The organism is Clostridium senegalense JC122 (assembly GCF_000285575.1).
Lineage (GTDB): Bacteria > Bacillota > Clostridia > Clostridiales > Clostridiaceae > Clostridium_J > Clostridium_J senegalense.
The window spans coordinates 826730-841821 of record NZ_HE611050.1 but is presented as its reverse complement, the minus strand read 5'-3'; the positions used below and the strand labels follow the sequence as shown (position 1 = coordinate 841821).

Genomic DNA, 15092 nt, shown 5'->3' with positions numbered 1-15092 from the left:
TATATNTCTTTTTTGTGATTTTAGATATAGAAACAGGTATAATATAATTAAGGAATTTATAGGAAAATAAAATAAACTTATACAGCTACTAATCAGTTCTTATATTAGGTCAAAAATCAAATAAAAACCTATAAAAGTTTCTAAAAAAATTTTCAATGAATAACTTATTTCAATTTTTTATTATTACATAATGTATCAATAAATTAAAAGAAAGATATTTTATTTAAATAAAGTAGCTTAGTTTTACAAATATAATAATGAAAGCTTCAAATTTAAAATATATTGTAGAATATTATAGTATAAGTTTAAAATGATAAAAATAAAATGGTTAGATATGGTTTATTTTAATACAGTTTTATGATAAAATATTAGCAACTATAATCTTTAAGAGGGTGTTTTTTTTGAACATTATAACCGTTAGAATAAATGGAATTGAATATAACTTAAAAGGCGAGGAAAATGATCAATACTTGCATAAGGTAGCTAAATACTTAGATAATCGTATTCAAGATTTAATGTCCACAAATAAAAAATTAAGCCCAGGAGATGCTACAGTTTTAGCAGCTTTAAATATGGGAGATGAAATTTTAAAAAGTGAAGAAAGCTATAAAAAGTTACTAGAAAACTATAAGAAGGTTGGAAATGATAATAAACTTTTAATTTCTGAATTAGAAAAAATGAAAAATGAAATTGAAGTACTAGAAGAAGAAAATTCAAAACTTATATCTAATAATGAAATTTTAGAGAAAAAATATTTAGAGATGGAACCAAAAGTTAATGAGCTACAAGAAGAAGCTACAAAATTGAAAGTTTTAGCAATAGATTCTAGTGAGAAAGATTCTGAATTGAAAAATGTAAAAGAAGAATTAGAAAAGAAAGAAAAGGAACTTAATTTTATAAAAGAAGAATTAGAAAAGAAAAATGAAGAACTAACTAATTGGATTAAAGAAGCTGAAGAGAAAAATGAAGAAATAAAAGCTAAAGATATGGAGTTATATATAAAAAGTGATGAGATAAAAGAAAATGATATAAAAATAAAATCTATATCAGAAGAATTGGAAAGAAAAGATTTAGAACTTCAGTCTATGGAAGAAGAGTTAGCGCTTACAAAGGAAAAGTTGCAATATAAAGTTGAAGAGATAGAAAATCAAAATTTAGAGATAGAGTCAAAAGATATAGAAATTCAAAATAGAGAAACTCAGCTTAATAATAAATTAAAAGAGTTTGAAGATTTTAGAGAAAAAACTATAATAAAAAATGAAAAGTTGACTAAAGAATTAGAAGAAATTAAAATAAAAAATGATGGTGAAGTGAAGGAAACTGAAAAATTATTAAAGGAAATAGATGAAATTAATAAAGAACTTTTAATAGTAACTGATTTTTTAAAAGAAGTAAAAAAAAAGAATGATGACTTAGATAGAGAAAAGTCTATATTAACAAATGGAAATAAAAAATTATTATCAGAACTAAAAAAATTACGATTAGAAAAAAGCGAACAATTAGCTAGAAATAAACAATTAGTTTTAGAGTTACAAGAACTGAGAAAAGAATTGACTAAAGAAAAGTTAAAAATTAATCCGTTATTAAATATAAAATAGCTTGTAGATATTATATCTTACAAGCTATTTTCTTTTAACAGAATTATAATTAAAAATCTTAATATGAAAATAAATTTTTCATAACTTTTAATTATATAAAATATGCTTTTAATATACAAAATTTGAAGTTTTTATGTATAAATTGTATGTATTTTATTAACAATTGAAAATGTAAGGTGCTAAATACTACTTATAGTGCATAGTTATATTCTAATAGTTCACTATAGGAGGAAAGATGTGGCATGAAAGTTTTGTTATGTGTAAGACAAGACTACTTGAAAAATACAGGTAGCGACACGGCTATAATAAAACAAGTTTACAAGCATTTAAGATTATTAGATATAAATGTTACTATAAATAATGGAAATGTTTATTCTTTTAAAGGCTATGATATAGTTCATCTTTTTAATATTAATGAAATAGGTCAAATTTATAAATATCACAAAGAAGCAGTAAAATGTAAGTGTAAGTTAGTAATAACACCTTTATATTTTAATATGGAAAAGTACTATAAATACAAAAATGAAGAGGATAAATTAAAATTTTGGAAGAGTTCCAATTTATATAGAGAAGAAGTGTTAAATAAATGTAATTTAATAGTTTGCAATAGTCAATGGGAAAAAAATGTATTACAGAAGGATTTTAAAAAATATAAAAATATTATAATTTTAAAAAATGGTGTAAGTGAAGTTGAGGATGAAAATGTTCCATTATATAATTTTGAGAAGAGATATAATGTAAGTAATTATGTCTTAGCTGTAGGAAGAATAGGAGCAAGAAAAAACCAGCTAACACTTAGTAGAATTTGCAATGAATTAAATATTGATTTAGTTTTAATTGGTGCAGTAGATGATAAAAATTATTTAAAAGAATGTTTAAAATATAAAAATGTAAAATATTTAGGATTTATGGATAATTATAATTTGTTTAATGCATATAAATTTGCAAGAGTATATGCGATACCTAGCTTCATGGAAATTACAAATTTGGCTGCATTGGAAGCTGCTGGAAGCGGGTGCAATATGCTTATAACAGAAGAAGGTGCAATGTCAGAATATTTTAAAGAGCTAGCTGTATATTGTAATCCTTATGATGATCAAACTATAAAAGAAGGAATTTTAAAAGCTTACTATAAAAGAAAAAATGATTGTTTGAAAAATTATGTATTTAAAAATTATCGTTGGGAATCTACAGTAAATATACTTTTAGATGAATATAATAAGCTTTTAAATAGATGTCAATAAAGTGTATATAGGGTTCTAAGATAGGTGTTTAATTCCTCACTTGATAAAAGTGTAAGTTAAAATCCTAACTTAGGACCTTATATAAATTATTGTTGGATTTATATTATTACAATTGTTATAATTGTATAAGGTGTTGTAAAAGATTTATAATAAAAGGTAATGTAAATAGTTTTTTAGATAGTAAGTTCAAAACTAAAGGCTCAAAATAGGAGTGAGAAATAATGAAAAAAGTGGAGTTACTAGCACCAAGTGGAAGTATGGAAAGCTTGTACGCAGCAGTGCTTTCAGGGTGTGATGCAATATATATGGGCGGAAGTAAATTTTCTGCTAGAGCATATGCAAATAATTTTGATGATGAAGATTTACAGAATGCAGTAGATTATTGCCATATTTATGGAGTGAAAGTATATATAGCAGTTAATACATTAATAAAAGAGGAAGAATATAATGAGGCAATAGAATATATAAGATTTTTATATAAAATAGGTGTTGATGCGTTAATAATTCAAGATTTGGGACTATTTTATGGATGTAAGAAGTTATTTCCAGATTTTGAGTTACATGCATCTACTCAAATGACAGTACATAATGGCTATGGTGCACTATTTTTAAACAAATTAGGATTTCAAAGGATAGTTTTATCTAGAGAGTTGTCGCTAAAAGAGGTAGAATACATATCTAAAGATTTAGGAATTGAAACGGAAATATTTGTTCATGGAGCTTTATGTGTTAGCTATTCAGGTCAATGTCTTATGAGTAGTATAATTGGAGGTAGAAGTGGAAATCGTGGTAGATGTGCTCAACCTTGTAGACTTCCATATACTTTAATAAATAAGAAAAGTGGATTGAATAAGGCAGGATACTTATTATCTCCAAAGGATATATGTACCTATGATGAAATAAAAAAAATAATAGATAGTGGAACTTCTTCTTTAAAAATAGAAGGTAGGATGAAAAGACCAGAATATGTTGCTGGTGTAGTTGGAAGTTATAAAAAAGCTATAGATAGCTATTACAATAATGAACCTGTTGATATTAAAAATGAATATAAGAAACTTACTCAATTATTTAATAGAGAAGGGTTTTCAAAGGCTTATATGTTTGGAAATGTTGGAAAAGATATGATGGCATATAATTGTCCTAAAAATAGTGGTATATATCTTGGCAAGGTTCAAAAGGACTTAACTATAACATTAGAAGAAGACATACATTTAAGAGACGGCATTAGAATTAAGGATGATGGATTTGCCGTGTCTGGAATAAAATTAAATAAAAATGATGTTGAATATGCTAAAAAAGGAGAAAAAGTTACGTTAAAGCCAACTAAATATAAATCTGGAGATGTTCTTTATAAAGCAGGAGATATAACTTTATTAGAAGAACTTTCTAGCATATATGAAAATCTGTATGCTAAAAAATTACCAATAGATTTACAAATTGAGTTTAAGGTAGGATATGCTTTAAAACTAATTGGTAAATTTGAAGAAAATGAATTTGAAGTAAGTGGAGATATAGTACAAAAGGCTTTAAAAAGACCACTTGATAAAGAAGGATTATTAAAATCTTTAAATAAATTAGGGGATACTCCATTTGAGTTAAACAAAATAGAGTTTTTAGACTTTGAAGAAGGGTTTATGGCAGTATCCTCAATAAATGCTATTCGTAGAAAACTTACAGACAAAATAATAAATTTTCTAATATTAAAATATAGAAGAGAAGATAAAGTTAAAAAAGATATCAGTTATATTTCAAAGAAACCTAAAGAAAAATCTAATATTCCAGAATTTATGGTGGTAGTAAGTAATATAGAACAACTTAATGCGGCAGTAGATAGTGGAGTTAAGGATATAGCATTAGACTGTTTCTTTAAGGGTAGTAAAATACGAATAGAAGAAGTTACAAATATTGATGGAGTGAATGTGTATATAAAGACTCCTAATATAATTAAAGAAGAATTAGAAGGAATTTGTGACTTAATAGAGAAAAACATAAGTGGAATAAAAGGTATAGTTACTTCAAATTTAGCTATAATAGCTAGATTTTATAATAGAGTTAATATAATAGGAGATTATAAACTCAATATATTTAATAGTTATAGTTCACAGTTTTATAGTGAATACTTAGATGGTGCAGTTATGAGTGTTGAATTAAATAATAAAGAGTTAAATAATCTAGCAAAAAAATCAACTTTAAAACCTCAAGTGATTATTTATGGAAAGTATGAACTTATGGTTAGTGAATATTGTCCAGTAGGTAGTTTGTTTGGAGGAAAAAGTAGTAAATCTTCATGTTCTGAAAAATGCTTTGAAGGAGATTATGTGTTAAAAGATAGAAAAGGTGAGGAATTTAAAGTTTTAACGGATAAATACTGTAGAAGTCATATTTATAATAATGTGCCATTAAATCTAATTCCTAATATGAAAGAATATAGAAGAAATAATATAGATTCATTTAGGATAGATTTGATAGATGAAGATTATAATAAATCTAAGGAAATAATAAAAATGGCTATGGAAGAGAAATTTGAAGGTGATTATAAAAGATATACAAGAGGTCATTATAAAAGAGGAGTAGAATAAAGTAGGTGATATAAATGCAAGAAAAGACTTTAAGAGTATTAGAATATAATAAGATAAAAGAACAATTGAAAAAATATACAAAAACTCCTGCGGCAAGGGAGCTTATAGATAAATTAACTCCTTATGATAATCTTTATGAAGTAAAAGAACATCTTGAGGAAACTAAAGAAGCATTTAAACTGTTAACAACAAAAGGAAATCCTCCATTTGAAGGTATATATGATGTTAGGGAAGCAATAAATAAGGCTAAAAAAGAATCTTCATTGACCTGTGAACAATTATTAAGAATTGCATCTATGCTTAAATGTAGTAGAAGTTTTAAAGAGTATATATCTCATAAAGAGGAAGAAGAAGGATATAGGGTTTTAGAAGATATATGTATAGGAATAGTACCTATAAAAAAATTAGAAGATGAAATTTTTATGGCAATAGTAAGTGAAGAAGAAGTGTCAGATAGAGCTTCAGATGATCTTTATAATATTAGAAGAAAACTTAAACAAAAAAGTTCATCTGTAAAAGAAAAAGTAAATTCACTTTTAAGAGCTAATTCTAAATATCTTCAAGAAAATTTATATACTATAAGAGGCGATAGATATGTTCTGCCAGTTAGAGCAGAATATAAAGATCAAGTGCCAGGTCTTATACATGACCAAAGTGCTACTGGAGCAACTTTGTTTATAGAGCCAATGAGCCTTGTAAATTTAAATAATGAGATAAGAGAGTTGTTTATAAAAGAAAAAAAAGAAGTAGAAAGAATATTAAGGTTGTTATCTAAAAAGGTAACAAATAATATAGAGTTAATAGAAAATGATGCAAATATATTATGGGAATTAGATTTTATATTCGCAAAAGCTAAGTATGCTAGTGAAATAAATGGAATTTGTCCAGAAATAAATGATAAGGGAATTATTGATTTAATTGAGGTAAGACACCCACTGATTGATGCTAAAGTAGTTGTTCCTAATAGCGTATATTTAGGTAGAGAATTTACATCTTTAGTAATTACAGGTCCTAATACTGGAGGTAAAACTGTAACTATAAAAACTGTAGGGTTAGTCCATTTAATGGCAATGAGTGGAATTTTAATTCCAGCAAGAAGTAATTCAGTAGTAAGCTTTTTCAAAAATGTTTATGCAGATATTGGTGATGAACAAAGTATAGAACAAAGTTTATCAACTTTTTCATCTCATATGACTAATATAGTTGGAATAATAGAAGAAGCAGATGAAAATTCTTTATGTTTATTTGATGAACTTGGTTCTGGAACAGATCCTACTGAAGGTGCTGCTCTTGCTGTATCTATATTGGAGAATTTGAAAAAAAGAGGATGTAGAGTTGTTGCTACAACTCATTATAGTGAGTTAAAGGGATATGCATTAAAAACATTAGGTGTCGAAAATGGATCTGTTGAATTTAACGTGGAGACATTGAGCCCAACTTACAAATTATTAATAGGAGTTCCTGGTAAATCCAATGCTTTTGAAATTTCTAGAAGACTAGGACTTCCAGAGTATATAATTAAAGATGCTAAAGAAAACATATCTACAGATAGTTTGAATTTTGAAGAACTTATTCAAAGTCTTCAAGCTAAAAGTATAAAGGCAGAAAATGATGCAAGAATGGCCGAAGCTCTAAAAAAAGATGCAGAGAAATTAAAAGAAAAATATGAGGAAAAGCTTTATAAATTTGAAAAGGCTAGAGAAAATGCACTATATTCGGCACAAAGAGAAGCTAAAAATCTTATAAAACAGGCTAAGGAAGAATCAGATACAGCTCTTAAAAATATAAGAGAAATTGAAAGACTTGGATATAGTTCCGATGCTAGAAAAAAACTTGAAGAAGAAAGAAAGAAAATAAAAGACAAACTTGAACATGCAGAATTAATAGAAACTAAAAAGCAAGAAGCCACAGGAGAAAAACTTAAAAAAGTTAATGAAGGTGATGAAGTATACCTTCCAAAATTAAATCAAAATGTTATAGTAATTTCTAAGGTAGATTCAAGAGGAGAGGTTCAAGTTCAAGCTGGGATAATGAAAATAACGGTAAAATTTGAGGATTTAAGAAAATCTAAATCAATTAAACCAGATAAGGCCATAAGAAAAATGGAAAAAAGGGAAGCTAAATTAAGACTTAAAAATACTCCTACATCAGTTGATTTAAGAGGTATGGATTCAGAAGAAGCTATATATACCGTAGATAAATATTTAGATGATGTATATATCGCTGGACTTGGTGAAGTATCAATAATTCATGGAAATGGTACAGGAATTTTAAGAAGCTCAATAAATGATTTGTTAAAAAGGCATCCACATGTAAAATCACATAGACTTGGAAAATATGGTGAAGGTGGAACTGGTGTTACAATTGTAGAACTTAAATAAAAAGATATATTACAAAAGTTCCATTGATACATACTATCATTGGAACTTTTATAGTATAAAAATATAATAGTATGAGCAAAGGTTTTTGTGTGAGTATTATTATTGGTATTTTAAATTTAAAGGGTACATTTATAAAATATTTTGAAAAAAGATTTCTATAAGATATAATTAAATTATTCAACTTATATAGGGAAACAAGCTCCAATTTAAATTTATTCAATAACTTTAAAATATTTTCATACAAGATGCAGTGTTGAATTCTAAGTGATTCGGAGCATGTCTCACTATTTTAGGTATCCAAGTTTTGAAATGGATAATTTAAAAAGTCAACTTGGAATCCTATATAGGGTTCTAAGATGAATTTTAAATTTATGCATTTATCAGATAAGAAAACTTAAGATTAACAGCATATTAATAGTTGACAGCTCATTTTAGTTAAGAGTTAATAGTACATAGTTAAGATGTATAATTAATTACTAGTTGATGTACTTCTAGTAATACTGAACGTACCTTTTCTAGGACGGGCCTTGTTTAATATAGGTTTTTTTGCTAAACTTTTAAATTTTAAATAACTATAGTTGTGCTTATTTTTCTTTACTGATAACAAAGATTTAACGAACAAATTTAAATAAAATAACGTGGGAGTGATAGGCATGATATTAGTTAGTGGATGCTTGTGTGGAGTAAATTGTAAATATAATGGCGGTAATAATTTAGATGAAAGAGTTTTAAAATTATTACAAGAAGGAAAGGCTATGCCTATATGTCCTGAACAACTTGGAGGACAGGCTACACCAAGGGTGGCTCATGAAATAATAGACGGTGATGGAGCTATGGTTTTAGATGGAAAGGCAAGGGTTTTGAGTCCAGATAAAAATGATGATGCTACTGAAGAATTTCTAAAAGGAGCAAATGAAGCTCTTAATATAGCAAAATCTATAGGTGCAGAGTATGCAATATTAAAGGCAAGAAGTCCATCCTGTGGTTTTGGAAAAATATATGATGGAACTTTCAGTGGTAATAAAAAAGATGGTAATGGAGTAGCTGCAGAGCTTTTATATAGAAACGGTATAAAAATATTTACAGAAGAAACTTTAGAAGAGTTTCTTTTCCAAAAAAACAATAAATAGTATATTATTTTAAATTTATTATATAAATTATGGAGGGGTTGACACAAAAATGAACATGAATGATATTAGAAAAAATGCTAGAGAAAATTTAAATGGAAGTTGTAGAGTTTGTAAAAATTGCAATGGTGTGGCTTGTGCTGGTGAAGTTCCAGGAATGGGTGGAAAAGGTACTGGTGAAGCATTTAAAGCTAATTTTGATGCTTTAAACAATATAAAATTAAATATGAGAGTTATGCATGATGCAAAGGATATAGATATTTCAACAGAGTTTTTTGGAAAAAGAATGGATATACCAGTTTTTGCAGCACCAGTTACAGGTACAACTTTAAATATGGGGGGGAAATTTACTGAAGAAGAGTACATAACTTGGGTAATAGAAGGGTGTTTAGATTCTGGTATATATCCTATGGTGGGAGATACAGCAGTAGATTCATTCTTAATGACTAACCTTGAAGTGTTAAAAAAATATGATGGAGATGGAATTGTATTTATAAAACCATGGGAAAATCCTAATGTTATAGAAAAAATAAAATTAGCGGAAAAGTCAGGAGCTTTTGCAATTGGTGTAGATATAGATGCATGTGGACTAATAACATTAGCTTTACATGGGAAACCAGTTATGCCTAAAGGGATAGAAGAAATAAAGGAACTTGTAAATAGTACTAAGTTACCATTTATATTAAAAGGAATAATGACTGTAGATGAAGCAATGCTTGCTGTAAAAGCAGGCGTAGATGCTATTGTAGTTTCCAATCATGGTGGAAGAGTTATAGACCAAACACCAGGAACGGCAGAAGTATTATCAGATATAGCTAAAGCTGTTAAAGGTAAAGTAAAAATACTTGTAGATGGTGGGGTAAGAACAGGAGTAGATGTATTAAAAATGTTAGCACTAGGTGCAGATGGAGTTCTTATAGGAAGACCATTTGTTACAGCTTCTTTTGGTGGCGGAAATGAAGGTGTAACTTGCTATGTAAACCAATTAAAAGGTGAATTAAAATCAGCAATGGTATTAACAGGTTGTAAAAATATTGAAAGTATTAATGAAAATATAATATATGAAAAATAACATATAACTTATTAAGGTAAGAAAAACAGTAAGATTTAAAAAATTATAAAATTTTACTGTTTTTTATTGTATAATATACTAAATTACCTATAAATATAAACAAATTTGATAAAAATACAAAAAAAGTAAAATAAATTTACATTTTTTTGATAAATTTTAGCTGTTAAAATTGACATTGAGATTCAAGGAGGTATACTTTAATTAAGAATATTTATAATATTCTTAATTGGTTATAAAACCAAAAAAAGTGTATATGTATATAATGTATTTAAAAATTTGAATTTGAAATGTACAAGCAATTGTTACATAGTAATAAAAATTCAAATTATAGTTTGTTATAAATTAAAAATGTTAAAAAACATCATAAAAGTTTCTAAGCTATAACTATAGGGAAACAAGCTCCAATTTAAATTTGTACATCAAATTTTTGTTATAAGTTAAGAAAAATAAGTACAAATATAGTTATTTAAGAATTATTAATTAAGAATTTAGGATGAAAGTGGCAACCACTTTCTGAAAATGATTTAAAAAAATCTATGAATATAATTTGCTTTGAAAATTTATAAAAAGATGCGTTGAGAATTACTAGGAACGAAGTGAGTATTAATAACCACAATTGTTAACTATTCACTCTTAACTTTTAACTAAAATAATCTGTTAGTTATTGATAAAATATTAATTTGAGCTTTCTCATTTGATAAATGAATAAGTTTAAAATTTAATTTGGAACCTTATAAGGTTAATAAAGATAAAATTTAAAAAAGGTATGTAAAAGAAGATAATAGTCTAAAATTTTAAATTCTATTTTGTGAAATACAAGCATATCAGGGGATTAAAATAAAGGATTTTCAAAAATAGTAAGAGATTTTTTATATTATTTAATTAAATATGCCTAAAATTGCAAAGCAGTGAAGGAGGATATTATGATAACTAAATTAGAAGAAATAATTGAAAAAGCTAAAAGTGGTAAAAAGAAAACATTAGCAATTGCTGTAGCGCAAGATGAAGTAGTTTTAAAGGCAGTTTATGAAGCAGTCAATGAAAATATAATAAATGCTGTTTTAGTTGGTGATGAAGATAAAATAATTAGCATAGCTAGAAATTTAAACATAGATTTATCTAAATTTAAAATTATAAATGAAAAAGATATAAAAAAAGCAGCAGCAAAAGCTGTCCAATTAGTAGTAAATAAGGAAGCAGATTTTATAATGAAGGGGATGCTTGGAACAGCAGACCTATTAAGAGCTGTTTTAAATAAAGAATGTGGTCTTAAGACTAGCAATTTATTATCTCATGTAATGGTTTATGAAACTTCTAATTATCACAAGCTAATTTTATTAACAGATGGAGGTATGGTGACATATCCAGAGCTTAAAGATAAAATAGGCATAATAAAAAATGCAGTTAATCTTGCTCATGCTTTAGGTATAGAGTGCCCTAAAGTTGCGCCAATTTGTGCCGTTGAGGTGGTAAATACTAATATGCAAGCTACTTTAGATGCAGCAGCATTAACTGCTATGAATCAAAGAGGGCAACTTAAGGGATGTATCATAGATGGGCCATTAGGTCTAGATAATGCTATATCAAAAGAAGCTGCAAAACATAAGGGGATAGTTAGTGATGTTGCAGGAGATAGTGATATATTATTAGTTCCGAATATAGAAGCAGGAAATTTTTTAGGCAAATCTTTAACATATTTTGCAGATGCAGAAAGTGCTGGAGTTATACTAGGGGCTAAATGTCCTGTAGTGTTAGTTTCAAGAGCAGATAGCGCTCAATCTAAATTATATTCAATAGCTTTAGGAGCTACACTTGTTTAATTAATATATGGTAAGTAACAATTTTACTTTATAGAAAATATATATATTTGGGGATTTGGAGGGATATTATGAAAAAGGTAATTATGACTGGAAATGAAGCTATCGCAAGAGGAGCTTATGAAGCAGGTTGCCACATGGCATCAGCTTATCCAGGCACGCCAAGTACAGAAATATTAGAAAATTTTGCAACATATGAAGGTGTTTATGCAGAATGGGCACCTAATGAAAAAGTTGGATTTGAGGTTGCATCAGGTGCATCAATAGGTGGTGCAAGAGTATTATGCACTATGAAACATGTTGGATTGAACGTTGCAGCAGATCCATTATTTACAATGGCTTATGAAGGAGTAAATGGGGGATTTGTAGTAGTAACAGCAGATGATCCGGGAATGCATTCATCACAAAATGAACAAGATAATAGGTATTATGCACCTCATGCTAAAGTTGCACTTATAGAGCCATCAGACTCACAAGAATGTATAGAATACATGAAAAAAGCTTATGAAATTAGTGAAGAATTTGATACTTTAGTATTATTTAGAACAACTACAAGAGTGTCTCACTCAAAATCTGTGGTTACAGTAGGGGAAAGAAAAAATGTAGAAGTAAAACCATACGAAAAAAATGTTAAAAAGTATATTATGACACCAGCTAATGCTAGAGCTAAACATTATGAAGTAGAAGAAAGATTAGAAAAGCTTAGAAAATACTCAAATAATTGTGAGTTAAATAGAATTGAAATGGGAAGTACCAAAGTTGGAATAATAACAAGTGGTGTTTCTTATCAATATTGTAAAGAAGTTTTAGGTGATAACGCATCTTATTTAAAAATAGGATTAAGTTATCCATTGCCAGATGAAATGATAAAAGAATTTGCAAGTAAAGTAGAAAAATTATATGTAGTTGAAGAAAATGATCCATATATAGAAACAGCAGTAAAAGCAATGGGGATAAACTGTATAGGAAAAGAAATTATACCTATATGTGGTGAGTTAAACCCTACAATTGTAAGAAAAGCTATCTTAGGTGAAGGTTCTGTAATAAATTATAAATCAGATGTAAGACCACCATCAAGGCCACCAGTATTATGTCCAGGATGTCCACATAGAGGAATTTTCTATGCAGTATCTAAATACAAGGATGTAATATCTACAAGTGATATAGGATGTTATACTCTAGGCATGAACCCTCCTTTAAATGTAGGGGATACAGTAATTTGTATGGGTGCATCTATTTCTGGTGGAATAGGTATAGAAAGAGCATCTATAGTAGGTAAAAGGGAAGGAAAAAAAGTATTTTCATTTATAGGAGATTCAACATTTTTCCATTCAGGGGTTACAGGACTTATAAACTCTGTTTATAATAATACTCCAATAGTTACTGTGATTTTAGATAATAGAATAACAGGGATGACTGGCCATCAAGAAAATCCGGGAAGTGGAAAAACACTTCAAAATGAACCAGCTCCTATGGTTGATATAGAATCATTGGTAGTATCTTGTGGTGTCAAGAAAGAGAATATTAGAGTTGTAGATCCTTATAAATTAAAAGAAACAGAAGATGCTGTTAAAGATGCCCATAATAGCAAAGAACCATTTGTAATAGTAACAAAACAGCCATGTGCATTAATAAAAGAAGTTTTAAAGAAGAGAGCAAATTTAAGTTGTAAAGTAGATAGTGAAAAATGTAAAAAATGTAAGAAGTGCTTAAAGACAGGTTGTCCAGCACTTAAATTCCAAAATGGAATTGTTTCTATAGATGAATCTATGTGTAATGGTTGTGGATTATGTAAAGAAGTTTGTCCATTTGATGCAATAGAAAAGGTTGGTGAATAATATGAAGGATGTAAAGAGTATATTATTTATAGGTGTTGGGGGACAAGGTACAATACTTGCATCTAAAATATTATCTGAAGGATTATTAAGACACGGATATGATGTTAAAATGTCAGAAGTTCATGGTATGGCACAAAGAGGTGGAAGTGTTACAACTCAAGTAAGATTTGGAGAAAAAGTGTATTCTCCACTTATAGAAGAGGGCAAAGCAGATGTAGTTGTTGCTTTTGAGAAAAGTGAGGCCTTAAGGGCGTTACCATTTTTAAAAGAAGGTGGATATTTAGTAGTAAATGAATATGAAATACATCCAGTACCAGTGCTGATAGGAGAAGAGAAATACCCAGAAGACGTAATTGGTGAATTGAAAAAAAGAGTAGAAAAATTAGTAGTTTTAAATGCTGCAAATATAGCTGAAGAATTAGGAAATATAAAGGCTCAGAATGTAGTTCTTTTAGGAGCATTATTAAAAGCATTAGACTTAAGAGAAATAGATTGGGAAGAGGTAGTTTCAACACTAGTACCTCAAAAGGCGGTAGAATTAAATAAAAAAGCTTTAAAACTAGGTATGGAAGCATAATGTAATTAAGGGCTATTTCGAAATAATGATAAAATTTTATTTTGAAATAGCCCTAATTTTATTTATAAAATCACATGGAATTATAGGAATTTTTAAAAAATTTGATATAATGTATTTATACTTTAAGGATAGATAGTTTTTAGTTAAGTAAAAACTATTTTAACACTAAGTTTATTTGATTCTATTAACAATATTTAAAGCCCTATAAATTAGTGAACTTGGATGAACAAGGGAGGAATATTTTATGAAACTGTATGATAAGCCATCAAAGGAATTAATGGACAAACTGTTGCCATATAAAAAATCAATAGAAAATATAGAAGTATCTAAACCAATAAGTCATAATAGAAAGCTTTATAGAGAAGTAATATTTATAAAAAAGTTTACTAAAAATTTAAGTGTAGAACCTGAAAACTATATGTATATAGATGAGGATGATAATGTTGTAGAAGATAGAATTCTGTGCGAAAGATTAGCTAGAATTTTTTATTATATGGATATATATTTAAATGAAGAAAAGGGAAGTATACTAGCTGCACTTCAGGATGAAGCAGATATAAATAAAGATAAAAATGATTATGAAAGTGTTCTAGAAGGTCTAGAAATTATAAAAAAAGGTCATCCTAAAAATATTGACAAGGTAACTTATATAATAGAAAGACTGCCTTCACTTAGGATGAAAACTAACGAGAAATTAAAAAAATTAAAAGAAGTAATAGAAGAAGAAAAGAAAAAAATGAATATTTTAATGAAAGAATGATTGAAATATTACATCCATATTATAGACAGGTTATGGAGGTAAATTATGAAAAAATATTACTTATTGGAAAAGGTAAAGATTACTATTATGATATTAAAA

The 15092-nt window shown here is 27.7% G+C and carries 10 protein-coding genes; all 10 read left to right on the top strand.

From position 1 onward, the window contains the following. Nucleotides 1–401: 401 nt before the first annotated feature. The 10 genes from CSGHG_RS21735 to CSGHG_RS04495 all read left to right on the top strand — a co-directional run bounded on the left by CSGHG_RS21735 (nucleotide 402) and on the right by CSGHG_RS04495 (nucleotide 14993). A complete protein-coding gene (locus CSGHG_RS21735) occupies nucleotides 402–1598 on the top strand; it encodes a cell division protein ZapA (RefSeq protein ID WP_010293062.1) in 1197 nt (398 codons plus the stop codon). A gap of 242 nt (nucleotides 1599–1840) precedes the next feature. Further along, nucleotides 1841–2842 carry a glycosyltransferase family 4 protein gene (locus CSGHG_RS04540; RefSeq protein ID WP_010293061.1) on the top strand — a complete coding sequence of 334 codons (1002 nt, stop codon included), beginning with the start codon at nucleotides 1841–1843 and terminating at the stop codon, nucleotides 2840–2842. A 221-nt stretch (nucleotides 2843–3063) separates the two neighbouring features. Further along, nucleotides 3064–5421 (top strand): U32 family peptidase, encoded by a 2358-nt coding sequence (locus tag CSGHG_RS04535; protein WP_010293059.1) that lies wholly within the window; start codon nucleotides 3064–3066, stop codon nucleotides 5419–5421. Nucleotides 5422–5435: 14 nt separating this feature from the next. Further along, nucleotides 5436–7802, top strand: coding sequence for an endonuclease MutS2 (locus CSGHG_RS04530; RefSeq protein WP_010293058.1), 2367 nt, complete (start codon nucleotides 5436–5438; stop codon nucleotides 7800–7802). 653 nt (nucleotides 7803–8455) lie between these two features. Then, nucleotides 8456–8932, top strand: a complete 477-nt coding sequence (locus CSGHG_RS04525; RefSeq protein WP_010293057.1) for a 2-thiouracil desulfurase family protein — start codon at nucleotides 8456–8458, stop codon at nucleotides 8930–8932. A gap of 49 nt (nucleotides 8933–8981) precedes the next feature. Beyond that, nucleotides 8982–10001, top strand: coding sequence for an alpha-hydroxy-acid oxidizing protein (locus tag CSGHG_RS04520; RefSeq protein ID WP_010293056.1), 1020 nt, complete (start codon nucleotides 8982–8984; stop codon nucleotides 9999–10001). Nucleotides 10002–10924: 923 nt separating this feature from the next. Beyond that, nucleotides 10925–11821 carry a phosphate butyryltransferase gene (gene ptb / locus CSGHG_RS04515; RefSeq protein ID WP_010293054.1) on the top strand — a complete coding sequence of 299 codons (897 nt, stop codon included), beginning with the start codon at nucleotides 10925–10927 and terminating at the stop codon, nucleotides 11819–11821. 68 nt (nucleotides 11822–11889) lie between these two features. Next, nucleotides 11890–13656, top strand: coding sequence for an indolepyruvate ferredoxin oxidoreductase subunit alpha (iorA, locus tag CSGHG_RS04510; RefSeq protein WP_010293052.1), 1767 nt, complete (start codon nucleotides 11890–11892; stop codon nucleotides 13654–13656). A 1-nt stretch (nucleotide 13657) separates the two neighbouring features. Next, entirely contained in the window at nucleotides 13658–14233 is a 576-nt protein-coding gene (locus tag CSGHG_RS04505; protein ID WP_010293050.1) for an indolepyruvate oxidoreductase subunit beta, read from the top strand. A gap of 244 nt (nucleotides 14234–14477) precedes the next feature. Further along, nucleotides 14478–14993, top strand: a complete 516-nt coding sequence (locus tag CSGHG_RS04495; RefSeq protein ID WP_010293049.1) for a hypothetical protein — start codon at nucleotides 14478–14480, stop codon at nucleotides 14991–14993. Nucleotides 14994–15092 lie beyond the last annotated feature (99 nt).

Excerpts from the sequence above, each read along its gene's own strand:
- CSGHG_RS04495 (WP_010293049.1), top strand. The coding sequence starts at position 14,478 with ATGAAACTGTATGATAAGCCATCAAAGGAATTAATGGACAAACTGTTG.
- CSGHG_RS04540 (WP_010293061.1), top strand. The coding sequence starts at position 1,841 with ATGAAAGTTTTGTTATGTGTAAGACAAGACTACTTGAAAAATACAGGT.
- CSGHG_RS04535 (WP_010293059.1), top strand. The coding sequence starts at position 3,064 with ATGAAAAAAGTGGAGTTACTAGCACCAAGTGGAAGTATGGAAAGCTTG.
- iorA (WP_010293052.1), top strand. The coding sequence starts at position 11,890 with ATGAAAAAGGTAATTATGACTGGAAATGAAGCTATCGCAAGAGGAGCT.
- CSGHG_RS04505 (WP_010293050.1), top strand. The coding sequence starts at position 13,658 with ATGAAGGATGTAAAGAGTATATTATTTATAGGTGTTGGGGGACAAGGT.
- CSGHG_RS04520 (WP_010293056.1), top strand. The coding sequence starts at position 8,982 with ATGAACATGAATGATATTAGAAAAAATGCTAGAGAAAATTTAAATGGA.
- CSGHG_RS04525 (WP_010293057.1), top strand. The coding sequence starts at position 8,456 with ATGATATTAGTTAGTGGATGCTTGTGTGGAGTAAATTGTAAATATAAT.
- ptb (WP_010293054.1), top strand. The coding sequence starts at position 10,925 with ATGATAACTAAATTAGAAGAAATAATTGAAAAAGCTAAAAGTGGTAAA.
- CSGHG_RS04530 (WP_010293058.1), top strand. The coding sequence starts at position 5,436 with ATGCAAGAAAAGACTTTAAGAGTATTAGAATATAATAAGATAAAAGAA.